Source organism: Inediibacterium massiliense (assembly GCF_001282725.1).
Lineage (GTDB): Bacteria > Bacillota > Clostridia > Peptostreptococcales > Thermotaleaceae > Anaerophilus > Anaerophilus massiliensis.
In genome coordinates this window covers 85,968-112,258 of the sequence record NZ_LN876587.1, presented here as the reverse complement: position 1 = coordinate 112,258, position 26,291 = coordinate 85,968, and the positions used below count along the sequence as shown (strand labels likewise).

26 protein-coding genes are annotated in these 26,291 nt (G+C 37.8%); 3 read left to right on the top strand and 23 right to left on the bottom strand.

Annotation, left to right across the window (positions count from 1 at the left end):
- Positions 1 to 13 precede the first annotated feature (13 nt).
- From BN2409_RS09125 to BN2409_RS09065, 13 genes are all read right to left on the bottom strand, one after another.
- A complete protein-coding gene (locus BN2409_RS09125) occupies positions 14 to 679 on the bottom strand; it encodes a Crp/Fnr family transcriptional regulator (RefSeq protein ID WP_053956336.1) in 666 nt (221 codons plus the stop codon).
- Positions 680 to 890: 211 nt separating this feature from the next.
- Positions 891 to 1,577: a sulfurtransferase TusA family protein gene (locus tag BN2409_RS09120; protein ID WP_199872986.1), complete on the bottom strand. Its 687-nt coding sequence runs from the start codon at positions 1,575 to 1,577 to the stop codon at positions 891 to 893.
- Positions 1,578 to 1,601: 24 nt separating this feature from the next.
- Positions 1,602 to 2,159 carry a hemerythrin domain-containing protein gene (locus BN2409_RS09115; protein ID WP_053956335.1) on the bottom strand — a complete coding sequence of 186 codons (558 nt, stop codon included), beginning with the start codon at positions 2,157 to 2,159 and terminating at the stop codon, positions 1,602 to 1,604.
- Positions 2,156 to 2,797, bottom strand: a complete 642-nt coding sequence (locus BN2409_RS09110; RefSeq protein WP_199872985.1) for a hypothetical protein — start codon at positions 2,795 to 2,797, stop codon at positions 2,156 to 2,158. Before BN2409_RS09110 ends, BN2409_RS09115 begins: the two co-directional genes overlap by 4 nt.
- Before the next feature lie 36 nt (positions 2,798 to 2,833).
- A complete protein-coding gene (gene hcp / locus BN2409_RS09105; protein WP_053956333.1) occupies positions 2,834 to 4,678 on the bottom strand; it encodes a hydroxylamine reductase in 1,845 nt (614 codons plus the stop codon).
- 56 nt (positions 4,679 to 4,734) lie between these two features.
- Positions 4,735 to 5,076, bottom strand: coding sequence for a cupin domain-containing protein (locus tag BN2409_RS09100; protein WP_053956332.1), 342 nt, complete (start codon positions 5,074 to 5,076; stop codon positions 4,735 to 4,737).
- Positions 5,077 to 5,087: 11 nt separating this feature from the next.
- A complete protein-coding gene (locus BN2409_RS09095) occupies positions 5,088 to 5,276 on the bottom strand; it encodes a ferredoxin (RefSeq protein ID WP_053956331.1) in 189 nt (62 codons plus the stop codon).
- Between the two features lie 156 nt (positions 5,277 to 5,432).
- Positions 5,433 to 7,085 (bottom strand): recombinase family protein, encoded by a 1,653-nt coding sequence (locus tag BN2409_RS09090; protein WP_110943056.1) that lies wholly within the window; start codon positions 7,083 to 7,085, stop codon positions 5,433 to 5,435.
- On the bottom strand, positions 7,033 to 8,004 hold the full coding sequence (locus BN2409_RS09085; protein WP_053956329.1) for a recombinase family protein: 972 nt from the start codon (positions 8,002 to 8,004) through the stop codon (positions 7,033 to 7,035). The genes BN2409_RS09090 and BN2409_RS09085 overlap by 53 nt, the downstream gene beginning before the upstream one ends.
- An 8-nt stretch (positions 8,005 to 8,012) precedes the next feature.
- Complete coding sequence (locus BN2409_RS09080) at positions 8,013 to 9,602, bottom strand: recombinase family protein (protein WP_053956328.1); 1,590 nt, start codon at positions 9,600 to 9,602, stop codon at positions 8,013 to 8,015.
- Between the two features lie 80 nt (positions 9,603 to 9,682).
- On the bottom strand, positions 9,683 to 10,009 hold the full coding sequence (locus tag BN2409_RS09075) for an SHOCT domain-containing protein (protein WP_053956327.1): 327 nt from the start codon (positions 10,007 to 10,009) through the stop codon (positions 9,683 to 9,685).
- A 491-nt stretch (positions 10,010 to 10,500) separates the two neighbouring features.
- A complete protein-coding gene (locus BN2409_RS09070) occupies positions 10,501 to 10,965 on the bottom strand; it encodes an RNA polymerase sigma factor (protein WP_053956326.1) in 465 nt (154 codons plus the stop codon).
- Positions 10,966 to 11,276: 311 nt separating this feature from the next.
- The gene (locus BN2409_RS09065; protein ID WP_242847944.1) at positions 11,277 to 11,846 is read right to left on the bottom strand and encodes a hypothetical protein; all 570 of its coding nucleotides are present in this window, start codon (positions 11,844 to 11,846) and stop codon (positions 11,277 to 11,279) included.
- A gap of 204 nt (positions 11,847 to 12,050) precedes the next feature.
- Here BN2409_RS09065 and BN2409_RS09060 point away from each other — a divergent pair, with 204 nt between their 5' ends.
- Both BN2409_RS09060 and BN2409_RS09055 read left to right on the top strand, forming a co-directional pair.
- Positions 12,051 to 12,455 (top strand): helix-turn-helix domain-containing protein, encoded by a 405-nt coding sequence (locus BN2409_RS09060; protein WP_053956325.1) that lies wholly within the window; start codon positions 12,051 to 12,053, stop codon positions 12,453 to 12,455.
- A gap of 66 nt (positions 12,456 to 12,521) precedes the next feature.
- Positions 12,522 to 13,040, top strand: coding sequence for an ImmA/IrrE family metallo-endopeptidase (locus tag BN2409_RS09055; RefSeq protein ID WP_053956324.1), 519 nt, complete (start codon positions 12,522 to 12,524; stop codon positions 13,038 to 13,040).
- A gap of 214 nt (positions 13,041 to 13,254) precedes the next feature.
- On the opposite strand, the gene BN2409_RS09050 is transcribed toward BN2409_RS09055, so the two are convergent.
- Both BN2409_RS09050 and BN2409_RS09045 read right to left on the bottom strand, forming a co-directional pair.
- Positions 13,255 to 13,518 carry a helix-turn-helix domain-containing protein gene (locus BN2409_RS09050; protein ID WP_053956323.1) on the bottom strand — a complete coding sequence of 88 codons (264 nt, stop codon included), beginning with the start codon at positions 13,516 to 13,518 and terminating at the stop codon, positions 13,255 to 13,257.
- A gap of 16 nt (positions 13,519 to 13,534) precedes the next feature.
- Entirely contained in the window at positions 13,535 to 15,385 is a 1,851-nt protein-coding gene (locus BN2409_RS09045; protein ID WP_330375423.1) for a VirD4-like conjugal transfer protein, CD1115 family, read from the bottom strand.
- Positions 15,386 to 15,525: 140 nt separating this feature from the next.
- On the opposite strand from BN2409_RS09045, the gene BN2409_RS09040 reads away from it, so the two are divergent.
- Positions 15,526 to 16,170 carry a hypothetical protein gene (locus tag BN2409_RS09040; protein ID WP_053956322.1) on the top strand — a complete coding sequence of 215 codons (645 nt, stop codon included), beginning with the start codon at positions 15,526 to 15,528 and terminating at the stop codon, positions 16,168 to 16,170.
- Positions 16,171 to 16,270: 100 nt separating this feature from the next.
- Here BN2409_RS09040 and BN2409_RS09035 read toward each other — a convergent pair whose 3' ends face one another.
- From BN2409_RS09035 to BN2409_RS09000, 8 genes are all read right to left on the bottom strand, one after another.
- Positions 16,271 to 17,215, bottom strand: coding sequence for a DUF3991 and toprim domain-containing protein (locus tag BN2409_RS09035; RefSeq protein ID WP_053956321.1), 945 nt, complete (start codon positions 17,213 to 17,215; stop codon positions 16,271 to 16,273).
- A 208-nt stretch (positions 17,216 to 17,423) separates the two neighbouring features.
- The gene (gene mobP3 / locus BN2409_RS09030) at positions 17,424 to 20,186 is read right to left on the bottom strand and encodes a MobP3 family relaxase (protein WP_053956320.1); all 2,763 of its coding nucleotides are present in this window, start codon (positions 20,184 to 20,186) and stop codon (positions 17,424 to 17,426) included.
- 18 nt (positions 20,187 to 20,204) lie between these two features.
- Positions 20,205 to 20,627 (bottom strand): hypothetical protein, encoded by a 423-nt coding sequence (locus tag BN2409_RS09025; RefSeq protein WP_242847943.1) that lies wholly within the window; start codon positions 20,625 to 20,627, stop codon positions 20,205 to 20,207.
- 389 nt (positions 20,628 to 21,016) lie between these two features.
- Positions 21,017 to 21,259, bottom strand: a complete 243-nt coding sequence (locus BN2409_RS09020; RefSeq protein WP_053956318.1) for a DUF6103 family protein — start codon at positions 21,257 to 21,259, stop codon at positions 21,017 to 21,019.
- 13 nt (positions 21,260 to 21,272) lie between these two features.
- Positions 21,273 to 22,238: a DUF3846 domain-containing protein gene (locus BN2409_RS17535; protein WP_242847942.1), complete on the bottom strand. Its 966-nt coding sequence runs from the start codon at positions 22,236 to 22,238 to the stop codon at positions 21,273 to 21,275.
- 16 nt (positions 22,239 to 22,254) lie between these two features.
- Positions 22,255 to 23,337: a M23 family metallopeptidase gene (locus BN2409_RS09010; RefSeq protein ID WP_053956317.1), complete on the bottom strand. Its 1,083-nt coding sequence runs from the start codon at positions 23,335 to 23,337 to the stop codon at positions 22,255 to 22,257.
- On the bottom strand, positions 23,338 to 25,158 hold the full coding sequence (locus BN2409_RS09005; protein WP_053956316.1) for a VirB4 family type IV secretion system protein: 1,821 nt from the start codon (positions 25,156 to 25,158) through the stop codon (positions 23,338 to 23,340).
- A gap of 119 nt (positions 25,159 to 25,277) precedes the next feature.
- Positions 25,278 to 26,192, bottom strand: coding sequence for a class I SAM-dependent methyltransferase (locus tag BN2409_RS09000; RefSeq protein WP_053956315.1), 915 nt, complete (start codon positions 26,190 to 26,192; stop codon positions 25,278 to 25,280).
- Positions 26,193 to 26,291: the final 99 nt, after the last annotated feature.

Sequence of the window (26,291 nt, the reverse complement as noted above, 5' to 3'; positions counted from 1 at the left end):
GGATTAAAATTTTTTATACCAAGTCGGTTTTTATTAAAAAGTGGTTTCTATGAACCGTAAACAACCCTTCCCGTTGCATTTTACCTAATTCATTTGAAAGTGCACTGCGGTCTACACTTAGGTAATCGGCCAACTGTTGCCGATTAAAAGGGATATCAAATTCATGCCTGCCCTCACGAGTCGCCTGGAAAGAAAGATAAGATAGCAACCGCCCCCGAATAGACTTTGCTGAAGTATGAAAAATACGCCGTGATAAAGTTAAGTTTTTTTGGGATGAGATTGTCAGCAGGTTTCGAATTAGTTTTCCATGATATTCGCAGGCAGATGGACACGGTTGCAATGTTTTTGCTACATTCAGAAATAAAACGAGTGTGCATTCTGCCGCCACCGCACTAACCATCAAAGGTTCCCCAGGTGCACAGGCATAGGTTTCCGCAAATACTTGACCATGTCCAATTTTATCTAAAACACTTTTATTCCCCCAAATGTCGTCGTGCTCAATAGAGACGTTTCCAGATAATACCATGCCTAATTTATGAACAGTATCTCCTGCACGGTAAATCACTTCATCTTTCTGGTAGCATTTCTCTTCCGCCATCAGGCAGCCCAGCATAGAAGTCACTTCTTCTGGTGTAATTCCACGAAACAAACTTGTATTTGATAAAAAAAGAGCATCCATTTATATTCCCACCATTTCATAAAACAACATAGTTTAATGAGATAAGCCTATTATACTATGCATAGAAGTTCAAATTGAAAGCTAGTGTTAAGGCAAAACCTCTCATTTCTCGGCTGATGCCTTTACACCTATCTGGACATACAGAATTCGTGCGGTATCACCCGCATTCCCAGATAGACTTTTACCGTAATTTTTTAGTAAAAAAACAGGGTTACTGCACCTTAACTTCGGGATTCTTTTCTCCAAATTTCTCCTTTAATTCATGTTCAATTTCGCTGCGCTGCTTACCTGATTTCTCACGAGTCTTGATTAGTTTGTATGCCTGAAATAGCTGCGATGGTCCGATTTCCGAACTAAAATAACCAATTCCCTGATTCCACGCCAGAAGTTCAAAGACATCGTCCAGAGCAGCAGAATCAAGCCCATGGATATACGCCTTTACCAATTCTCTCGTTGCTTGACGCATTCGCCCCGCACCCACTGCATTCGTCAGAGAAAGCAGCAAACGCATCTCATAAGGCAACGTTCGCTTTTGATCATTCCATGTAAGATCCCAAAAGTCCACAGCTATTTGGCCTAGTCTTTCATCAATCATGGGATAGTTCAACAAAGCTAGGGGGCGAAAGGGCGCCACTTCAGCCGTCTCAGTCTCCTGCACACGATAGAAATAAATATGAAACTCATCTTCCCCCACTTGTTGCGCAAAATGTTCAAACCCAAGAGCTTCCATAGGGGCATAAAGAGGTAGGGGCTCAAAAGTTTGTATAATTGTAAATCCACAACCTTTATCCAATCCAGCAGCACGTTTTTGTAAACCAGGGAAAAAGTTTCCTTGTAAGTGGCGAACATCAATGCGTTCAAAATTCGAAATTTGTTCCTTCCATTGTTCGAAACTCATAATCATATCCCTTCTTTCTTTGAATTAGCAATATTTTTCCGTGAGCTGTTTCAACAAATTCAAAGCAGCCTCCTGAACTCCCTTCTCTTCCGCTTGACTTTCAAAAAGTTCCACTTCACTGTTTATGCTCTGCAACACATCATCCGTAAGGCTACGTCCTGCAAACGTATAAACTACATTATTCTCTTTGTCAATATGACGTTGTAATAGGTTCGCCCATGCACCGGCGTTTACCAAAATTTCTAGCTTGTCCAGAGTATTTGGAGCAGACTCATAACGTTCCAATGCAATTTCAAGCTCACCCAAGTGAAACCTCCCCATATCATGCTCAACCAACATACCATGTTGAATCAGCTTTACGGCAGCAGGACCCAGCCGCCCCGTCATCTCTCGGAACAAAATCCGCTCCTCTTTCCCATGATGATGTTGATCCGCATAGGTTCGTGCAAAGGTAATCATATCCCTAAAATCATTTACTTCTATGGGGGCACCCTCCAATATGCGGCAGCCGGCATTACGGATTACCGCTACAAGGGCAAGAATATTTTTATGTTCCTGTACCATTAATTCAATAGAATTCATCTTTGCACCTCCTCAATGAGAAACTGCCCGTCTATCCGCTGAAAAGAAAAACGACTGCCAGAGAGACTCCCTGAAACAAAAGCGTCTCGTAATAAATAATAGTTTTCAATCTTTCCACCTACTGCATCCCAAAAAGGTAAATGCAAATCCACAGTCTGGTGCCAGCGAACACGTTGCTCACTCTGCTCCAAAACTTCATTGACGTGGTCACAGGGCATGCCTTCCAGCAGTACATCATTCAAAGCTCGATAGATTTCCTGAGCATCATTAGAATCTAACAAAGGATTATGCAATCCCAGTTGAAATGCCCGTTGTTTAAGCACTTCAATTTTTGTTGGATCGCCATGTAAAATTTCTGTAACTGTTGCTGCAAAGCGCTTCTCTGCAATACCGATTTGGCCTTGCAACCAACCGTGGATGTTACCGTTATCAATCACGTCTTCCAACGGGCGTCGCTCAACAATTCCATAAGTTGTATTTAGCTTGTTTTCCAAGGTATTACGCTCTTCTTCTGACGGAATCGAAGACAACATTGCTTCCGTCAATCCCTCCTGCAACTGAATTTTACGATAAAGCCAGTAATGAATTGGCCCTAAAAATGCACTCATAATCTCAACCCTTTCTAAAAATGTGGTCATGGAATAATAAAGTATTCCATGACCTTAATCTCAACGTTAACCGTTCACCTTACGATTTACAGCTTTTAATACATCATTCACATTTAAGCCATGAACCATACATGCATCTGCTAAAGTCTCCATCTGAGAGGAAGGACAACCTAAACAATGCATTCCACACTCCATCAGTGCAGGAGCAGTTTCGGGGTATTTACGCAAAATAGCGCTCATTATCATATCACCAGTAACAAGGTCGTTTGTAGTATCTTCGTCAAAAAACAGCTTTATGTCGTCCTCAACATTTCCAATCCCTGCAATGCCAAAGTTTTCTACCAGTACCTTTGCTACATTAGGACTAAGGAAAGCAGGAAGTGTTGGCCCTAAATGAATATTTTTCACACCCAAATACAACAGAGCCAGAAGTACAATCACTGCTTTTTGCTCATACCAAGCAATGTTATAAACGATAGGCAAATCGTTGATGTCCTCCAATCCAAAAACCTCTTTCAACTTCAGTGCGATAACAGCCAAGGAGTAGGAGTCATTGCACTGTCCTGCATCCAATACACGAGGAATACCACCGATGTCACCCAGTTCCAACTTGTTGTACTTATACTTGGCACAACCTGCAGTGAGAATAACCGCATCCTTTGGCAAAGCTTGGGCAAAGTCAGTATAATAATTACGGCTCTTGGCACGACCATCACAACCTGCCATAACCACAAACTTTTTGATTGCACCTGATTTTACTGCCGCAACCACCTGATCGGCGAGAGCCAGAACTTGGTTGTGTGCAAAGCCGCCTATAATTTCTCCAGTCTCGATTTCTGTTGGAGCTACGCAATGTTTTGCGTGTTCAATGATTTCTGAGAAATCCTTTTCCTCTCCAATAGCACCGGAAATATGTTTGCAACCAGGGAAGCCTGCTGCACCGGTTGTATACAGACGGTCTTTATAGCTATCCTTAGGAGGAACAATGCAGTTGGTAGTCATGAGAATTGGGCCGTTGAAGGTTTCAAATTCCTCTTTTTGTTTCCACCATGCATTCCCGTAGTTTCCTACAAAATTAGGATACTTCTTAAATGCAGGGTAGTAGTGTGCAGGCAACATCTCAGAGTGAGTATAAACATCCACACCAGCTTCTTGGGTCTGCTTAAGCAGCATTTCCAAATCCCGCAGGTCATGGCCGGAAACCAAAATCCCTGGGCGAGAACCCACGCCAATACTCACCTTAGTAATCTCAGGATTTCCGTAGGCTTGCGTATTTGCTTTGTCCAGCAGAGCCATACCGGAAACACCATACTTTCCTGTTTCCAGTGTCAGTGCAACCAAATCATCTGCGGAAAGACTGTCATCCAGAGTCGCCGACAGAGCACGCTGGAGAAATGCATCAACTTCACCATCTTCTTGCAGCAAAACGTTAGCATGCTTGGAGTAGGCGGAAAGTCCTTTTAAGCCATAAGTAATCAGTTCACGCAATGAACGAATATCCTCATTTTCTGTAGAAAGCACACCCACCTTGGCTGCCTTTGCTTCAAACGTAGATGCATCCCCATCCCAGTGTGACGCCTCGGGCAACGTTTCCCTATTTCTTACCTGTGCAAGCAGTTCACGCTTTGCATCCAATGTTCCACGGATACGAGCTGTGATCGCTTCTTTATCAAAGTTGGCGTTGGTAATTGTTATGAAAAGATTTAATGTAATCAAGTGATTAATTGTGGAAGAAACCTCTCCACCCTGGGCACGAAGGGCAGTGGTAACAGCTGACAGCCCTTTAGTTACATATATTAACAGATCCTGCGTCCCAGCAACATCGGGCTTTTTGCCACAAACACCCATCTGGGTGCATCCTGTACATCCTGCAGTTTCTTGGCATTGATAGCAAAACATTTTATTTTCCATGATTATTACTCCTTTATTTTACTTATATTTTTTATGTTATTTTTCTTGTTGTTCTATCAGCTCATTGAGGGAAAAACAACTGTGAGCAGCATTTTGAAGTCTTCTTTAGCAAATACTGCATGAGGTTTCTTTGCAGGCATAATTAAGGTTTCACCCGCACTCAAAACGTATTCAGAACCATCCACGGTGAACTGCCCTGTGCCTTCCAGTACCAAAACCATTGCATCCCCACTAGAATCATGGGAGCTGATTTCCTCCCCTTTTGAAAATGCAAAAAGAGTAATGCTGACATGAGGATTCTGAGCTAGGGTTTTACTTACAATTTGCCCAGCCTGAACAGAAACCTCATCTTTTAAACACAATGCTGATTCATGTTCTATATTTTTTATGTAATTCATATATAACCTCCTTAATCATCGCTTTCGATGGCATTCACAGGACAACCACTTTGTGCCTGTGCTGCTGCATCCAGTACGTCTACGGAAACTTCTTCTTTGGAAGCAATTGCGACCCCTGCGTCCGTCATTTCAAAAACCTCTGGACAAGCAATTGCACATAACCCACACCCGATACAACTTTCGTTTACAAAATACTTCATAAGAACATCTCCTTTTTAGAATCACTAGTTATAATGTTGTATATTTGTTTGTTTACACAATATTATCATGAATTTCACAACATTTATGTTGTTAAAACAACATAAAATAAAATAATTTGCAAACAGCTAAATCTTCCTATGGCATTGGTGGTATGCCTATTCATAGTAGTCCACTTCTTGTTTTACCACTATTCCTGAGTGGAACTGTATTTCTAGCTTCATGCCCTTATGTACCCTGATGGCAGATATCAGACTTTTCACAAGGTCTTGATCAAACTCCCTTACCTGTGGGTTAACATTGCCTATCGTCTTGTCTAATTCCTCAACTCTTTGTACATAACTTTCTGCATTTTTCTGTGCTTGCACCGTCTTTATTTTCGCTGTTTTCAGCCCATTTATCTTCTCAGACAGTTTCTTATATTCTTCATCGAATTCTTCGCTGACAGCTCCTTGTTTTGCGTTATTTTCTATGAGTGTAAGCATCTGCTGTTGCAGTTTTTCTATCTGTTCGTCATATTCGGTTGTAACACCTTGGGTACTGTAGTTACCTATAACTCTTATTACGTTTTCTCTGAAGGTCCCTATAAATTCACCTGTATTTTCTACTACAGTATTTATTGCTTTCATAATTGCATCATGGAGCTGTTCTTCCTTTAGGGTAGGTGAGTTCTGACATCTTGATTTCTTGCCTTGCTTCAGCCTGTCCTCACATCTCCATACTGCCGATTTTTGACCATACTTGGACCATATCTGCCTGCGGTAGGCATGGCCGCACTCTGCACATACCATCAGATCCGTAAGTACGTATTTAGAACTATATTTGCTTTTCTCCTTTAATTCCTTGTTCTTTTTTCTTGTAACTGCAGCTTTATTTAAACTTGCTCGCCTTGCTTTTTCTGCCTGTACTTGGTGGAATAACTCCTTTGGAATGATTGCCTCATGGTTATCTTCTATATAGTACTGTCTGACATATCCATCATTTTTCACCCTTTTCTTGGTTAGAAAATCTACTGTATAAGTCTTTTGCATACGAGCATCACCGCAGAATTTTTCATTTGAGAGCATTTTGTTGATGGTTCCCGGATGCCACTGCTCAAGTCCTGTGACAGTCTTAATACCATCTTTTTCTAAGTCTTTGCATATCTGAACGATACTACTGCCCTCAAGATACTCCCGAAAAATCCTTTTTACAATAACTGCTTCTTCGGGTACTATTACAAGGTTGCCGTTTTCATCTTTGGTGTAGCCTAAGAACTTTTTATGGTTTACCGATATGATGCCGTTTTCAAATCTTCTCGTCAAACCCCATCTTGTATTTTCACTGATGTTTCGGCTTTCCTCTTGTGCCTGACTGCTGAGTATGGTGATTAGCAGTTCTCCACCACTTTCCATGGTGTTGATGCCCTCTTTTTCAAATATGACAGGAACATTTTTCTCTTTCAGCTTTCTGATATTTTGTAAGGCATCTACTGTATTTCTGGCAAATCTACTGACCGATTTCGTTAGCACTAAGTCTATTTTACCATTCATGCAAGCATCAACCATGGCATTAAAGTCATCACGTTTACTTGTCTGCGTTGCTGATTTTCCATCGTCAGCAAATATGCCGGCGCATTTCCAATTTGGGTTGCTGTTTATTTTATTGGTGTAGTAATCAACCTGTGCCTCGTAACTGCCTTCCTGCTGTTCCAGCAAGGTGCTTACTCGGCAGTAGGCGGCTACACGCAGTGTTTTCTGCTCTACTCTTAATTGTCTGTCATATTTCATTTGTGGCGGTATGATTGCCACTGTCTTTTTGGCTACAGCCATTTTTCTCATCCTTTCGCTTGTATTCTAAAATCTCGCTGATTTTCAGTCCGTTTATAAATTGTGTTTCCACTTTGCTGTCTTGATAGATGGTAATTTTGCCTATCATACCTTTGAATAATTCCTCATCAAACTCTGTTAATTGGTTTTGACCGATTAACAGCTCTTTTATTTTTTGTGTCTGCACTTCGTAGTCATCTACCTTGGAAGTGCTATAGGTAAGTTCTGCTCTTTTAAATATTAGATCTGCCAACTCTTGAGATGAAAATTCCTCATCTTCTTCAAGCTGATGTATTTGATCTTCTATCGCAAGCAGTTCTTTGCTCATTTTCGGTAGCTCTTTTTTATGGGGTTTGTCTAGTAAGCGTTGATTTTTAATAAGCTTATTTACTGCACTAATAAATATTGATTTTAATTCCTCATCCGTATAAAAGAGGTTTTTGCATAGTACTCGATTCTTAAATATATATTTTTTACATTTCCATCTGCTCTTTTCCGATGCCTTACCCGAATGTTCCGTGTACTTTCGATATGGCTCACCGCATTCACCGCAGAATATCTTGTTTGCAAATAGGCTTTGGTTTTTCATGCTGTTTGGCTGTGCTGTACGTCCAAGCTGATTTTCTTTCTGTTTTCTCTTAATTTGAACCTTATCGAAGGTGGATTTGTCAATTAATTTGGGATAAATTTCGTCACCCATATATTTAATGTTTTCAAGTATTCTTCCTATAGCACCGTGTGTCCAATTGGTCTTGTTATTTGCATTCGGCACTTCTTTTTTACTTAGTTCTTTTGCTATCGCTAATAAGGATTTTCCTTTTAAGTATTCTGAGTAAATCTTTTTTACGATTTTGGATTTTTCTTTATCTATCTGTATTTTGCCATCCACCATCTTGTAGCCAATGGGCATATGTGTTTGCATATTTGTGCTCACCTCTTTGCTATGTATTCCGTCAGTTCAAGATTATTAATCAGTCTGAATGTAATATCATCATTTTTCCCGATTAGGACTTTATCTACCGTATGGATAAACAGTTCTGCTTGGTAATCGTCCATGATTACAGGGTTATATTTTATAATCTGCAGTATCCTGTTTGTTCCCTCAATCTCTTTTTCATAACCATTACTCTCAAGGAGAACATTTCGTTTTTTCTTGTATTCCTCAATTTCAATGTTAATGGCATTCTGCTTTTCCATAAAAATAGCAGAGTCCATATATCCTTTTAGCATGACTCGCTGTAGGATATGGCTCTGCTCCATTAACTCCGATATTTTATTGTTAAGTGTAAGAATTTCTTCTTCCTGTTCTTTATTCGCCCTTAATCTTTTCAAGGATTCCAAGAGGGGATAGAGGATTTCACTGTAGTTGCTTACAAGCTTATTCCACATGGTTAGAAAGGCATCTTTGATAATATCCTCTCTTACGGCTTTCATAGTACACTTTTTACTATTTTCAATATGTGTGATGCAGCACCATTGTATTTTCTCGTAAGGCTTGCCGATATAGATTTTCTGTCTGCGGAATGTTCCACCGCATTCTTTGCAGATGATTTTACTGCTGAATTCATAACGGTTTTGGTATTTACTGCTGTCATCCATGCCCATCTGCACTCTTCGGTACTCATAAATTTCCCGAACTCTTTCTGCTTGTTCCTTTGTAATAATAGGTTCATGACTATTTTTCACGGAGTACATGGGTAGCTCTCCATAATTTTTCTTTTTTGTGAAGGGGAGTACATCTGTTGTATATGTTTTTTGTAGCAGTAATTCTCCCTTATAAATTGGATTTTGCAGAATTTCCTTTACTACACTATCATTCCATTTTTCTGCTGTTCGGATGGTTGGTATATTGTCACGAGTTAAGTCTCGGGCAATTGCATAACTGCCTTTTCCGCTTAAGTATTCGTTATAAATTCTTCGGATAATCTCCGCTTCATCTTCTTTGATAATAAGTTCACCATTTTCATCCTTGGTATAGCCATATGCTACACAGCTTGGTACGTAGCTTCCATCCCCGAATCTTTTTTGAATACCCCAGCAATTATTTGTGGAGATGCTTTCCGATTCACCTTGTGCAATTGAGCTTAGGATTGTCAGCATCTGCTCACTCTGTTCAGACATCGTATTGATATTCTCTTTTTCAAAGTATACCGCTATCCCAAGGGATTTCAGAGTTCGAATTGTTTCAATGCTGTCTATGGTATTTCTTGCAAACCTTGTGATGGATTTTGTAATGATGAGGTCGATGTTTCCTTTTTCACATTCCGTTATCATTCTCTGAAATTCATCACGATTTTTCACCTTGGTTCCACTTGATTCATCTGCAAATATTCCTACAAATTCCCATTCCACTCTTTTTTCAATGTATTCTTTATAATACTCTGTTTGAGCAACATAGGAAGTATGCTGTTTTGCACTATCGGTGCTGACTCTGCAGTAAGCACAAACTCTTTTCTTTGGTCTTAATTCCTGCAAAACTTTCTGTCTTACAGGTTCTATGGTTTTAACCTTTTTAGCCATGTAGTTTTCCTCCTTTCCCAGAAGTAAGCCTTCTGTTAGTAACACACAATACCCCAAAGCAATTATAATAGCAAGTGTTTTTACACATATACTTTCGCAAGGCATGGAGAAAAGGATTGGCGGTTTAATTCATCTATTTGTGCATACTCAACATCAGAAACAATTCCTTTTCTCTTTAGAATATCAAGAAACTTAATTGACATTTTATAGTGCACCTCGTTTTGAGATTGTTCTATTGTCATTTCATGCTCTTTTGCAATTTCAGAACCTATTTTGATTAAATCCATATTCTTTACCTCCATTCCTGAATAATTATCCTTAATACCACAAAAATAGGGATTACCGCTGTCTAAGTTTGCAACTGCAAAAGCAGATAAAGCATAGGTAATCCCCATTGCTTCTGACATTAAATCAGTTATACTTTTGTTTCTGTACTTTATTCGACACTACTTCCCAAGTACTAGGCGATTTGCATAAACTGAGAGTAGTTAATTCTCATCATAGGAATCTCACCTCCTGCAGGATCTCTGCAAGCTGCCCCCATTGCGTGAGTCTGTGGCTGGACAGAAGTATCATTATAGGCTGATAAAGTTATGGCAATACAATCCACTACAAATTGTTTCATAATCAGACGGACCCGCTCGCTCCTTATGTTGGCCGCATTTATAAAATTCAGAAGAAACAATCCATTTTCACGGATTGTTCTGATTTTACAGGAGGTTATCGCGCATCTATCAAGGTTGCTTTTCCGATCAAGGCTCATCAGCTAACGTATTTATGAAATCGGATATTCAGTTTTCAAGGTGCTAACCTTTTTTCAAAATAGAAAACAGGGAAGAGAAAATATCCCTTCACCTGTTTCCACACTTAGAAGACTTTTTTGAAGTCTAATCTTGAATTATTTTTGAAAATATTTTTTTAGGTTTTCCTTTGCACAATCTACACTGTATTTTATTGCTCTAAAGGAGCACCCCTCAATTTTGGCAATCTGCTCATAAGTAAAGCCTTCAAAGTAGTATAAAATCAATCTTCTTCGTTGAATTTTAGGTAATGTATCAATTGCTCGCCATAGCTTTTCTTTTTGCAAATTCAAAAAAGCTGTATCTTCCAATGATTCTGGTTTATGTAAGGCTCTTTGATATAAGATTTGCTCATTTAGTTCAGAATGCTCAAGATTTCTTTCATCGGAACGTCTTAAATTTCTTTCTTTTCTAACAAAAGTCTGAAATAGCAATTTCGCAACTGCTACACTTATTTCGACTTCAATTTTTTTACCTTCCTCATCAACAAAAGCTGCATAGTATCGCTTTGTATTTTCATCTGCATGAATTTGCAAATAGTAAGGGTTTGTGTTATCAAACATTTTTATTTCCTCCGTTTCTGAATTTTGAAATGTTTAGAATCAAAATCAGAAAGGCGGAGAACGACACCGAAACCAACGATTTGGCTTATCCATTTTTCCTCCTAAAAATGGCGCAAAAAAAGCCGAGAATAACATTTCTGTTACTCCCGGCTTTCTTACTGCCGTATTATGAAAAATGGGTATAAAAAAGCCCCGACTTTTTTATAGTCGAGGCTTATCAGTTATTTTATTTCGTACCCATCCCACAATACACATTATAGAATATGCAATGTCCAAAGTCAGTGCGTGATTAGTTCGTATTTAGTTCGCATTTAGTCTGCATGTTTGCAAAAGTAATTATAATTATCTTCTTCACTGTGATTACCAATAAAAACAGCCTTGTATCTTGGAAGTGCATACCCCCAAAGTGCAACTCCAAATAATTTAATGGCTTCTTTTTTTCTCACATAAAAGCTTGTCCTTTCCATAGATAAACATTCAAGCAGTTCCTGCCCATTGAATGTTGCGGAATTTATATAGCATTTGGATAATATTTCATGATAAAGCTTTCCATTTGCAGGATAATCATATATTTTAATCATTGCGGTATCAATAAGTTCAATCATCCAAGATGTTTCAAATATGTAGGAAACCTTATTCTTAAATTCTTCTTTTTGCTCTGTCGGTGCAAAATTAGCTAAATAAGTTAAGGCAACATTCAAATCATTGCTATAGTAAGATTCACATATTTCTTTTATGTAATCAGCCTCTCTCAGAGTTTTCCATACAACATCACGATAGATATCTAACAACAGTTTAGCCTTATGAAAAACTTGTTCTTCATTGAGATGCATGCCTTCATACATAAGCGAAATATTTCTCATTGTTCTGGTAACTCTCATAGCAGTCCTCCGTTTTAAATATTGGGTTGATTCAAGATAATGTAATATTTTCCATACCATTAAATTCGTTGACAAAATGTGAAGATTGAAGTAATATAAATATGTAGTTTATCTTCACATTTATATTATATGAAGATTACCTACTTTTGTCAATATGTAGTAATGTATTTTGTGAAATTTAACTTCACATTCAAGGAGGACTATATGAAGTTTGGAGAGAAACTCAGAGATCTGCGAAAGGATAAAGGACTTACACAGACGGACTTAGCGAAAGAAATCGGTGTTTCACTGCGTACAATCATCAGTTATGAAACTGGTAAAAGCTACCCCAAAAAAAGAGAAATCTATTCTATGTTGGCAGATTATTTTCATATCGATGTGAATTATCTGCTTACGGAAGATGAAGAATTTATTGCAGAAGCCAAAGAGAAATACGGTTCTCGAGGTGCAAAGCAAGCTCAGGAATTAGTATCTGAAATCGGCGGTTTATTTGCCGGTGGTGAGTTATCCGAAACAGATAAAGATGCTGTTATGCAAGCATTACAGCAAGCTTATTGGGATGCAAAAGAAGATAATAAAAAATACACACCAAAGAAATTCAGACCTTAAATCATCTTCTGATAGTTTATTATTCCTAATGAGATAAAAAACTGCCCTTTTGTTGGAGGTGTTGGCTTGATTAACTCAGTTGAAATATATAAAAAAGTTGAACTTCTGAAACGCAAATGCGGTTCTCACAAAGTTCAACAAATTGCTAAAAGTCAGGGAATAAAAGTTTATTATGCTTCTCTTGAAGATTTACTCGGTATGTATACCTATCAATGGAAACAACGAATTATACTTTTGAATAATAACCTTGACGAGCATATGAATAATATTGTTCTTGCCCATGAACTCGGTCACGATCATTTACATAGACAACTCGCCACAACTGGATTAAAGGAGTTTAATCTTTTTGATATGCGAAGCATTACAGAATACGAGGCAAACGTCTTTGCGTCCCATCTTCTTCTTGATAATGAAGAAGTTTACGAGTTAGCAATGGACGGATATAACATTGAGCAGATTGCTTGCATGCTCAATTCTCATATGAACCTGCTGCTCATTAAAATGCAAGAAATGAACCGCCTTGGATATGACTTTAGACTTCCCGATTATCCTAGAGGGGACTTTTTAAGGAAGGTTAAAATATAAAAAACATACCTTATTATCTCTTATTCATGTTAAACATTATCTTTCTCATACGAATTATGTTTATTGCTTATACTTCTTTCTCTGCCTATAAACTTCCTTAGAGTGACTCCTTCTGGGTGGTCCACTATGAACGCAGACTTCGTTCACAAACAAAGCATATTACCCTCTTGGCGGAAAGCCATATTTTTGAACAAAGAGCTAAAACACAATTTTATTATTTTAGTTCTTTTATAAAATATCGGTTTGAAGTATGACTGCCGTTTTCTCTGTAACGATATTCCTTAATTAGTAAGCCATAACGGATTAAATCCGCTATGGCTCTTTTTACTGTGCTGATAGATAGTGAGGTGTCCTTTGCTATGGTTTTGACTGCGGGCCAACATTCACCATCCTTATTGCTGCGGTCTTTTAAGTACATATAGACAGTCTTTGCCCTTGGTGGCAAATCCTCACGATAAAGACTTCCAAAAAAACTCATATAAACACCTTCTTCCTTACGGTCTTAATACTGTTTTACGCTTTAATGCTGTTTCTTCAGCCTGCTCTTTTATTGCAGTATGATTTATACCTCCATGTTTTTTATTTGCAGAGGATATAACCTCATCTTCTATCTCACTGTCAGAAAAAGATTTAATAATGTTCTGCTCTAATTCTTCCTTATCTGCATAGTAAACTTTACGATGAGATTTTTCCTCTATTTCATGTGACTTTTCAAAGGTAATACCCCAATCAAGAAATAACCTTAACTTAGTCTGCATAGGATGGGCACCTGTTTTCATGACAACAAAGCTACCTTTGGGCAATGATTTCAGTTCATCTGCAGTTAGGAGTGGGCGTTCTATCATCTGCAATGATTGTGAAGGATCGTTTTTACCTCGGCTGATACTGCCACTCATGACAGTTCTGCTACCCAAAGCTTTGGAAAGCACCTGTGCTGTTTCAGAGTTAGGTGCAAAGCCACCGAATATCGTCAACTGACAGTTATCTGTGATAATCTCTGAGCCTTCTTTACCATAATTCTTATCAAGCTGTGCAAAAGACTGAATGATAGGTACAACTGAAATTTTTCGGGAACGTCCCGCTGACAGCATCATTTCAAATGACTCAATCTTTGGGATAGTTCCAATTTCATCGGCATAAATCATCACACGGTTTGGGAGCTTACCACCGTGTTCATCCGCTACCATAAGCATTTCACGATAGAACTGCTGTAAAAATAATGACACCATAAAATATTTTGTGTTATCTTCCTCTGGAAGTATAAGAAAGATTGCCGACTTTTCTTTGCAGAAAGTTTCAGCATCTATGGAGGAATGAAAACAAAGAATTTGCTCCATCTCCGTGTCCAAAAAAGCATTGAGTCTTGACAGTACAGTGGAGAGAACAGATGCCATTGCTTGTTCTGCTGAGTTAAGAGCCGCTCCCGCAAACCACTTTGCTTTATGGGTTAATGGCAACTTATCCATCAACAGCTGAAACTGACTCTTTCCTTTCACTTGACTTGGCGCCATCAAGTCTTGTACCATTTTGAACACCGATACAATGTGTCTTTTATCTACTAATTGTCCATCAATTTCAGTAGGTGGTAGGTATTCAGCAATGAGTAATATCACCGCTGTGAGAAGTCCCTCTGCAGCATCATAGAAGAATGCATTTTGTCCCATTGCGGCATTATTACCATCGGGAGATACAATAGTTTTTGCAATAATCTTTGCATACTTTTCAGCTTTGGCTTTAGCATAAAATTTTTTATTGTCGGCAAGATATATGTCCATATACTTATTAACTAGGTGCAGTAAGTTGTTTCCATCACTTCTTGTAGGGTTACGCAAATCAATGACAGCAATATTGTAGCCATAGTTTTCTTTTGCGATAGTTCCATAATTCCTTGCTAAATCACCTTTGGTATCAGTAGTTATAAAACTCATACCACTGGCACAGGCATATTCAAGATTCGGGTATAAAAAGAATGCAGTTTTACCAACACCTGCTGCACCAATCATTAAGCAATGAACATCACCTGTATCTACAAGTGCAGTGACAGTTCCTTTTCTTCCCGTTGATCCGACAACTAAGCCTTGCTTCTTTGGAAGATTTTCGCCCTTTCGCCAATCGGCAACTTGGAAGGTTACAGGATGATAAACTTGAGTAATTTCTTTTTTAGTTGCAAACCTTGCCACACCGTGCTGACCGTCACCAACAGTTTTATTTTTAATTCCGTTGAGGGTATAAAAGTGGGCAATCATAGAAAGACCCCCAATGACAAAGAACATCAGAAGTCCTACTCCTAACAAGGTTATAACGGGTGAGTTGAAAAGCATATCCATGTCTGGGAAAAAGGTCATAAAAAACGCTCCTTTCTATTTGTAATTTTTAGTAGTATAATATACAAAAACTGGTCACAAATGGTAATGTTCAATCGGTACTCAATGTAATATTCATTTCGCTTAACAATACATATAAAATTTGAAGGAGAAGAGAGAATTTGATAAAAAAACTATTTAGCTATAATTCAGATATTAATAAAAATGCATATATGAATTGGAGAACTAATCAACATGAACCAATTCAAAATATGAATGTAATTGCAGAAGGATATTTCCAAAGTGCAATTCTATTAGCAGAACAATGTCTAACAAATAATGATGATAAGAAGGCAGATGCCATTATTTTCCCTATTCTATTTGCTACTAATCATGCAATTGAGTTATATGAAAAATCAATTTGCTGGAGTTTAAATATTTTACTTGGATACAATTCAAAATTCAAAGAAAATCATGATATAAGGGGCAATTGGCTAACAATAAAAAATAAAATCATAGAGTTTGGATTCGGGTATGGACGAGGAAAAGATGAGTTTGAAAAAATGATAGTTTGTTTGGAAGCCTATATTGATGAAATTTCAACTAATATAATGGATGATGATATTAACAAAGCATTTTTTAACATTGACTTTAGCAGATACCCTTTAAACAATCGTAATGAGTACCATTTCTACTTAAAAACATATGATAACGTGGTTGTTGATATAGAAAATTTTATAAAATTAGCAGAAAACATTAGTAATTGTTTAGAGTGTTTAGCCAATTACTATTATGAATTAGTAGTAGAAAGTTGGCAAAAAGAATAAACTATAATTTGCGGTGCAGTTTATGAGCAATACACTTGAAATCGTAAGCGAATAAAGATTTTGTATACTCCCAAGAGAAGATCTCTCGGGAGTATTATTTTTATGCCATGTTAATTTCAAAGCTTTGAATCTGTTCCTTTGCGTTTTCCTGTAAATCCTCGTTGAAATCTTTAAGCATAGGGGAAATACGAGAAGCCAATATACCTTGTTCATATAACAAATTTTCAAACTTCTCACACGCATTAATTCCAGCTTTATCATTATCTAAACACAAAACTACTTTTTTAATTTGAAGGTTAATCTCCAACTGTTTGAGCATTGCCTGTTCCGAAAGTCCACAGAGGGAAACATAACTGTGCTGTTTCCAATCGCTGTCTTTATGTAGGCTGATAAAAGACAGCATATCAATGGGTGCTTCAAACACATAGAGCATGTCACTTGTTCCACAGAAGTGGAAACTGTAACAAGGATTACTGCTGTAAATATTCCCTTTGTAACCTTTACCATTAGTATAGATGCCACGCTTATGCGCATGACGAGCCACACAATTTTCATCTAGCCCAACAAAAATTACATTGTGATATTCTTTTGTTCCATTATTAGACTTTTCACAGCTTTCATACAATAATTTTTCTTTGGCAAAAAAACTAACCACATCGCTATCAATACATCTGTGCTTAATGAGATAGGCAAAGGTTCTCCGCATATCCTTGTTCTGTGGTGGAAGTTTAAATGGCTTTTTAACTTCTTCTTTCTTTTCAGCACAATGATAAACTTTACCCATCTCACCACCAAGGAGCATGGTTACCGCATCGGGAAAAGATAAACCGTAAAAGTTTTGCACAAAATCAATAGCAAGACCACCCTTTTCCGTTGCATGATCGTACCATTCATTGCCTCGAACAGTAATGCTGTGATCACTCTTTAATCTTTTTTCTCTGCCTGATGGTAGCAATGTTTCACCTTTTTGGCGGAGGAAATATTCAAGGTCAACGTTATTTGCTTGCCGTTTTTCTTCTTCAGTAAAATGAATATACTTACCCATACAACCCCTCCTTATGCTTTTTTACCAACTTTACGATGAAAGGCTATCCTTTTAACGGGATAGCCTTTCATGTTTGGTTTTTGATTCTGTTTTTCAAGTACATTGGAACTGGAATGAGTATTTTTCTGCTTGTTTTTCATAATAAAATCCTTTCCATATTGTTTTGGGGTAAAAAAATAACAGTCTTTCCGTTTTGAAAGACTGCATATTACAAACTCATATTTTGCTCATGGTCATCTTGCTTATGGCCTTGCGCCATTTTCTTTTGCTTTAACTTCCTAAGAAGCTTACTGTCTACCGTAAGACCGATAGGTGATTTGTGCTTTGGCATGTTATCCTCGAAAATTCGGCTCATATGATGCAATAACCTTGAAACTGCAAAACTTACTGATGACTCATGCCACTTATCCATATTTTCAAGAAAAAACTTTGCATACTCGTTACCTTGTTCTGCCGATAGAGTAAACCATTTTACAGCAGTTTCTTTATCCTTTGCCACATCTTGACCGATTAAATATATCTTGCCAAGAATGTACTGTGAAAACTGGTTGCCTTGTTCCGCTGATGAAGTAAGATACTTCAATGCTTTTTCAACATCTTTCGGAATTTCTTCACCTTTGAGATATAGTTTTCCGAGAACATACTGAGCAAATTGATTGCCTTTTTCTGCGCATTGTTTAAGCCATCGAGTGGCAGAAGTAATATCTTTAAAGTTTTCTTCTGTCAAATATATTTTCCCAAGTTGGTATTCTGACCACTCATTTTCCTGTTCGGCTGAATGTGTAAACATTTCAATCGCTTTTGATATATCCTGCCCTATATATTTTCCCTCGTAATAAAGTTTAGCAAGAGCATACTGTGCAAATGGGTTGCCACTTTGAGATGCAGTTTTAAAATACTCGATTGCTGATTTTATTTCTTCCTCTGTGGGATTTTCTTCTAAAAGAATAATTTTTGCAAGAGAATAGCAAGCAAATGTATTTCCAAGTTTTGCGGACTTTTGGAAATATTCTTTTGCTCTCACAATATCCTTTTCAGTTCCGATTCCATTCTGCAGCATCCAACCAAGACGGTATTGAAGTTTATCATCTCTGCTTTGTTTTTCTAAACTTTCAAAGCCTACAAATGCTTTTTGAAAATAAATATTGCTTTGATTTTCATCTTTTTCTGTGCCTGTACCGTCACGAAACATTTTTGCAACTTCAAAATCCGCATACGGAAAGCCTTGCTTTGCAGATCGCAAATAAAGTTCAAAGGCTTTTTCAAAGTTTTGATCTACACCTTGCCCACAATAGTAAAGTCCACCATGGGAATACTCGGCAAACTTATATTTCTCCGCAGATGATTTTGAAAGCCAATCCGCAGCATTTTCATAATTTTGTTCTGTCCCAAGCCCTTGTGCAAACATTTTGCCAATGCGGTACTGGGTGTATTTCCATGGTTTTTTATTCTCAACAAATTGAAAGCCCTCAAGAGCCTTTGTATAATAGTTCTTTGCCTGTTCTGCATTTATTTCAACACCAAGACCGTCTGCATACATTCGTCCTATATCAAAAACAGCAAGCACATTGCCTTTTTCGGATTCTGATTTTAAAAATTCCATTACCTTTTCAAAGTCGGGGTCTTCATTTTCTGTACCAAACAAAAACTTTCGAGCCTTTTTATAATCTTCAGACCATTTTATGTATGATGTACAAGGTTCGTCTTTGCTGTCATCTTCTGTTTCATCCATTATAAAATCAGACATCTCACTGGGTTCTTCAGAATCTTTATCAACGAAATATTCAGTTAAAGTATTTTCATATTTTTCTCCATCAGCTTCAATTTCTTCAAGTTCTGTTAAGTTGATTTCACCTTTCGATAGTTTATCTGCCTCAGAGATAATAAAATTTTTAATTGACTTAAATTCCTTTTGCTTAGAAAGCGGTATAGGGTCAGTAAGCTTATCGGAATAACTTTTAAGCACCTCATTTCTCATTTCATACCACAAGCTATATGCATCTGAAACTGTTTTTTCTTTTGCAAGCTCATCTACAATACTGTCCACGATATTTTTTAGTTTTGGGGATAAATAGCCGTAGACTCGATTGCCTTTGGTATGCTTAAGCTTTTCAGCAAGTTCAAGGAGTAACAACTCTATCTTCGGATTTTGAACATTTCCGTTTTTCATTTCTGTAATCAGCTGAAGCAATATTTTTTTGCTTTCTGCTTTTAAATCATCTCTTCGGTGACTTTGCTCCGTATAGATTTCTTTCATCTCATTTTGAAAGATATTTGAAACCAATCCAGACTTTATATTTTTGATACCATCCTTTGTGAGATATCCTCTGCGAATATCTGTGGAGTAACAAATCATGTGAACATGAGGGTGGTGGTTCTCATTATGAAAAGCTGCGTACCATTTAAAGTGTTCAATCGGAATTTTTAAGTTATCAGCAATGGTTGGTACGTAGGATTCAAGAAAGTCTTTCCACTTTTCTACGTTATCAAATCCTGTGCTTATAGCATCCTCTCGCCTTAATGAGATAATTGGTGTCCAAACATTTCCCTCGTGATGAGCAACTTCTTCCGCAACCTTTGAGAGAACTATTTTTTCTGTTCCGCTTGTAAATAAACCATGGGAAGATAATTTTTCTACCCTTGGACGATTTGCAATGTAATCCACGTAATTTTCTTTCTTCGCTGTTACATCAAGGTTGTGTTCTAATGCTATGGAAATAAAGTCTGATGCATTTTCAATTGTTTTGTTTTGAATATAATCTTCATACTCAAATAAGTTTTTACTGTCAGGAAACTCCTTCAAGATATTTTTGATAAGCTCTGCCTGCTTTTTTGTCGCTGGGAGATTTTTATTTTCAGCACTAAACTTTTGCACACCACTTCTTGTTGCAATGTATTTTACAAGATTGGATAGATGTGCTGTATTATTACCGCCTTTTAGATAAGGACATTTAAAAATTATCCTTGGCATATAAATCTCCCTTCTTTCTTATTCCCCATTACCCATTTGATACTTTACTGCATCCTCCATATTAATTCTGCCTTTATTTCTTTTTACTTCGGCAACACATCTGCCACGAAGTTTTCGCAAATCTTCATCACTGATTTCAAGTCCGGCGGCAAGAATATTCATCATCATACTCATTTCTACCGACAAGCGAAAGAGATTTGCTGATTGACGATTTTCCGTTTCCCTAAGTGTACCTTGAATTGCTCCCAATAGAATTTTAGAAAGATAATCTGTTGTTTGATTACTAACCAAATATCCCATATAAAAAGTCAAGGCCTTTTCAATAAACTCACTGCGGTTATTACAATTATCCTCTTGCAATAAATGATCCATCTTTTCAAATGTTTCTGGATACAGCCAAACCGCTGTTCTTTTCTTATTCTTGTTTTGTGGTTCTTTCAAAATATCACTCCTAATCATCGAAACCACCTGTTTGACCACCTTGAAAATGCCGTAATCACGGTCTTTTCATTGATTGCTGACCACCTAAGCATCACAAAAGTTGTTTTCCGACCACCTAACTAAAATGCGAGAAAAGCTCGGCACTGCCGAGCTTTGTGACCGAGAGGCGGTCGCTTGCGACCACCTCTCTTTATCCCGCACCTAAATCGAACGGTGGGTTCACATCTGATTTGATGTTGAGTGGTGCTTAAGTTTATATCTTATTTGGCATTTCGCAAAACCTTGCCCAAATCGCCCTCAATTCTTCCAAGGGGTATACTTATCCTATCTATGGTGTTTAAGTCGCACAAAAGGGCACACAGGTGGCAACGTGGTCGATTATCTGTTTCTTATGAATTGTCGTTATTGGATTGCGATGTAGTTATCGGTTTTTTAGCCTTTGTCGGCTTAGTCTCCTTTGCAATTCTGTCTTCGATATACTCTCGGGTAGGCTGTGGTACATATTTCTCATACAGCTTTTGAACAATATCGGAGAGTTCGTTTTGCAATTCAGCATCCTTTTTCTCCATATAAAACTCAAGTGCATTCAGTTTTTCCTTTTCAAACGTTAAGGTTAAAGTTGCTTTTTTCATTCCACTCATCCTCCTAAAAATCAAAACTTATAAACGTCATTCGTGGCTCCAGTTCTGGTTCTTCTCCTGTAAAAGAGGGAACATCAGAAAACATCTGGGTATATTGTTCTACCTGTTTGTCATCAAGTGATACAAATTCACCATCATCACTATCGCCACAAATAAAAAATGGACCACAGATAATATCTGAGCCCAAGCGTCTGTTTGGTTCCATTTCGTTTAGTTTTCCTTCCTCATTGACAACAGCAAGACATCCATCATCGAGGTAAACACATTCAATGAGTCCACCAACTTCTGCTTGTAATGCCGCAAGAGTATTCTCAATTTCTTTTACCACTGGGGGCATACCTACATCCATTTTTACAACTTTTATTTTATTTTCTGTAATTACACTTTCTTCCCATGTATCATTATTCTCCAAATCTTGCTCATTTTCCTTTATCTTATTACAGTACTCAGAATCAAGAGTTATATTAAAACAGTTATCCTCCACCACAATTTCGGCAAGTTCTTGTCTTTTACGAAGGGCCGAAATCAGCATGCCACCGATACCATTGTTCTCCTTGATATGGATTTCGTAGCATTCACTGGCATCTTCAATGTCAAAAATCCATCTACCGTTCTCTGCATTTGTTATAGCATCTTTTATAATTTTGTCTGCTGTAAGAGCAATCTGATCATCCAGATAAGGCTTGATATTGGGCATGAATGCACTGTATCTTGCATAGTTATATCCACTTGAATCAATTAGAATACCGTCACCATCCTCCACATCAAGAACAAGCAGTCCGTGAATTACACCATTAGAATCAACAAACATATCCTCTTTGTGGTCTGCAATAAACTGTCTGTCCTCAAGCAAGCCATTAGAAAACTCTTTAAATTTTTCATGTTCCATTTGCTCTACAGCTTCAATCACACAAGTCTGCGTTTGAATAGCAGAGCATTTTCTTTCGAAAGTTGCATTTGTTTTAAGCATAAAATCTCCCTTTCTCTTATGGTAAATAACTTCTTGGATTTTGTTTTTCTCCGTTTATGCGGATTTCAAAGTGCAGATGATTCCCTGTACTTCTGCCTGTAGTACCTACCTCGGCAATCTTTGTTCCTGCTGATACCTTTTGCCCCTCACTTACAAGTAACTTTGAGCAATGCCCATAAAGGGTAAGAAACCCTCCGCCATGATCCACCATCACATGGTATCCGTAGCCTGTATTGGAGTAGCGTACAAGCATAACCGTTCCGTCAAGAGCAGAATATATCGGAGTACCTTTTGGCTTTCCAATGTCGATACCCCCATGCCCTTTCATCTGTCCTGTGAATGGGTCTTTACGATAGCCGAACTCACTGGTCACCGAACTTCTCCAATTTGCCACAGGTTCGGTAAATCCATCTACACCTACGAACGGAACATCAGAAATGGGAAGTCCATTGGTAAAATCGTCAAACCCCTTCCCATAGGTAGGCGCCGGTCTGCCGTATTTAATACGGTAATAGATTTCTGTAGCATTGGCTCTATCATCAGCTGTTGCGGTTATTCCCATTACTTTAGCAATGTTTTCATAAATAACTGACAGTTCCTTAATGGGAACAGCTACAGTGTAGGTTTCTTTACTGGTACTGCCATCTTTATTTGTAACTGTGCGAGTTCTTTTTTCGTAAACAACAAAGCAATCTGCAAACTGCAAAGTATTAATAAGGGATGGGCGTTCATCGCCGAAATACAGAGCATAAAAAATAGCCTTAACTCTTACCGAATCAAGGCTTTCGTCATCTTCTGTTTTGCTGTTGATACTTTTAATATCATAGTCAAGAAAGCCAAAGCTGTAACGCATATCTTCAATATGCGTTCTGAATTCCACGGGTACTTTTTCAGATATAGCACCACCGTTAAAGGATAATTCCAATGCTGTGCTGTTGTGACTTGCTGTTCCTGAAAGAATTGCAAGAATTAAAGCTATTGTTACAATGATAGGGGAAAGGATTGCCACGACAATCCACCCAACCCCTTTTCTGATTTTGTCATTAGATAAAACCGCAGTGGCTGCTTTGGCAAGAGCTGCTCCCGAAATAGCCGCCATCTATCTACCTCCTGCCTTTCCAAACAATTTTTCCTTGTATGCCGGAGCATGAACAACAAGGTTATATCGCTCGTTACCGCATTTATAGAGGCATACTCCACGCTGAGGAAACTTAATAAGATTGTACTCACTTTGTTCAAGCTGTAAGGTATCCATATAAAATTTAGAATCTACAGCGCCGGCATTAAACAAGAATTGATGCGTGGGGATAGAGAACAAAGGCTTTGTCATCTCACGAATGCCCTCAATATTAAAGTCCTCCAAATTCTGACTGGACAGAATTACGGAGGACTCTTTCTTTCGCACTCTTTTCATAAAGTTCCTGATGTACTCAATGGCAGTCATATTTGTAAGGAATAAATACAGTTCGTCAATGGCGGCCGCCGTATTTCCCTCGGTAAGAAGTTTGTCACTCATGAAGGATAAGACATTGAAAAGCAAAGCATTTTTTACATTCTTACTTGCATTTAATAAGCCTTTTACACCAAACACAATAAATCTGTTTGAAGTAATATTGGTATAGCCATTAAAGAACTTACTCTCTGCACCCTTACACATAGAATGCAGTCCAAGTAGAATTTCCTGTAACAATTCAGCGGTATAAAGCTGATATTTTTCTTTATCATAGTCTTTATATTCTTTCTCAATCAGAGTATAAAGGTCAGACAGGATGGGATAGTCCTTAGATTCAAGGGATGCAAAGTCGGTGTTATCACTGATATTCCAATTGGAATACAATTTGCCAAGCATAATTTCAATGACATCAATATTCCTGTCATCAAAGTCTTTATAGCAACGAAAAAAATCTTTTAAAAAGCTAATATGCTGACTAAGCTTTGTTGCTTGTCTGAATGCAATGGGTGCATCCTTATCCTGTGGCGAACCGCCGTCATCCCAGCTTTTCGGTTCTAGTGGATTTATCATATACTCCCCACTCATTAAATCCACAAAACAACCGTCTGTATTTTCTGCAAGTTCACCGAATTCATGTTCTGGATCAAGGCATATTACACTTTTACCCGACTCTAAGATATTGCATAAAATCAGCTTAAGAAGATAACTTTTGCCTTGTCCCGAATTACCCAAAATCAAGATACAAGGGTTGGTTTTGTCATCATCTCGCTTATCGAAATCCACAAGAATGTTACTGCCAAACTTATCTCTGCCTAAATAAAAACCGTTGCTATCTGTCTTTCCCGAATAATTAAAGGGATACAGATTTGCAACGGATGAGGCGGGGAGGACTCGCTCAAATTGACTACCAAAAATATTTCTACCCGATGGGCCAACGCAGAAAAAGCCTTGTTGTTGACGGAGCAACAGCCTATCTACATTCAGCTTACTTCGAACAAGTTCTGTCAAAACATCAGTTTGTAATAGCTTTAGGCTGTCATAGTCGCTTGCAGTCAGTTCGATATATACTGCACAATGTAAAAGTGGTTCGCGGTTTCGATGCATGGTAGATACCAAAGTAACCACATCCTGCAGATTGCTTTCAGCAGTGACGCTTTCTTGCAAATCGTTGGTATTTGCAGTATTCATTCTGTTCTTATTTGTGGCATTATGAATGATTCTTTTTTCTTCTGTTGGTGTTACCTGTCTTGTATAGATACGCAGTGTCACACCATCTTTTTCACCTAAATGACGAAGGATTGCCTGTTCTTCAGTTACTGTGGGATATTCACGAAGTGCCCACACACATCGAAATGTGTTTCCACAAATGAAATGATCCACATTAAATTTAATCACCGATGGAGCAATCATGTCTAAAAATGTTTTGAGTTGGAGGCTCGGCTCGGTTGCAATGCTTTGAGTTTTCATCTATTATCATCAGTCCTTTCTTAGTTTAGGGTATAAAAAAACAACCTCTCGGGTGAAAGGTTGCTTTAGGATAATTGAATTTTGTTTTGTTCAGTTAACTAAGCTACATAGAAAACAACTTATTTTCTTACCGCAAGGCAATAATTTACATTATCGAATGCAGTCATATAATGAGTAGGGTTTGCTTGATTATAGGTTTCAAAGTATTGTTGTGTCATTTCCATTGGGGTTAAATGCTCATAAATTAAAAATCCATGTTCTGAAAGAATTTTCTCCATATCTTTGTACGAATAGCTACCAAGCATCTTTTCGTTTGCCGCACCTGCCAACAAAGCTTGTTTTTTTGCACGTTCTCCTGCTTTTTCGGTATAAGTATTTTCATCGGGATAATCAAATACAATTGAACTTCCCTTTGGTAAAATTAAGCTGAGCACGGTAATCAATTCACTAAATGTTTGTCTGGAAAGATAATATGCAACTCCTAGGATACTGCAAAAGCTAATTTTATTTCCATTAAATGAAGTATTTTGGGTTAATGCCGTTTGCCACTGTTCATTGGTGAAATCTGCTTCAATAAAGTGAACATTATTTGGTATTGTAATATTAGCATTTTTAAGATGTACTTGCTTATCATTTGCAGTAAAAGGATGATCAATCTCCAAAATCTGTATCTTTTCAGCCCAACTCGGTTGACGGTAGGCAAATGTATCGTATCCTGCACCGAAAATTAAATATTGTTTTACACCTATAGATACAGCAGTCTGAAGTGCTTTTTCTGCATAAGCTGCTCTGCCAAGTTGTGGAGGAGATAATTGGTTGTCTACTACCCATCTCAGGGCTTCGTCCTTTGTCCCTTTAAAATTAGGATTAAAGAAGCCAATACCGTCCGTCATGCTTTTTGAAATATTATGGTATTCTTCATCGGTCAAGAGCATCCTAGCAATACTGTCATCAAAAATTTTAACTTTATTATTTTGAGAGTGGTACGCTCTTGAGAATGCACTAACAAGTGCTGTCATGCTTTTTTGTTCCATTTTAAATCACCTCTTATACTTAATACACCCAAAGCTGGGCAAGTACAAGACTTGAAATTTTGCTCATTTTGTGGTAATATAAGTATATAAAATCAATAG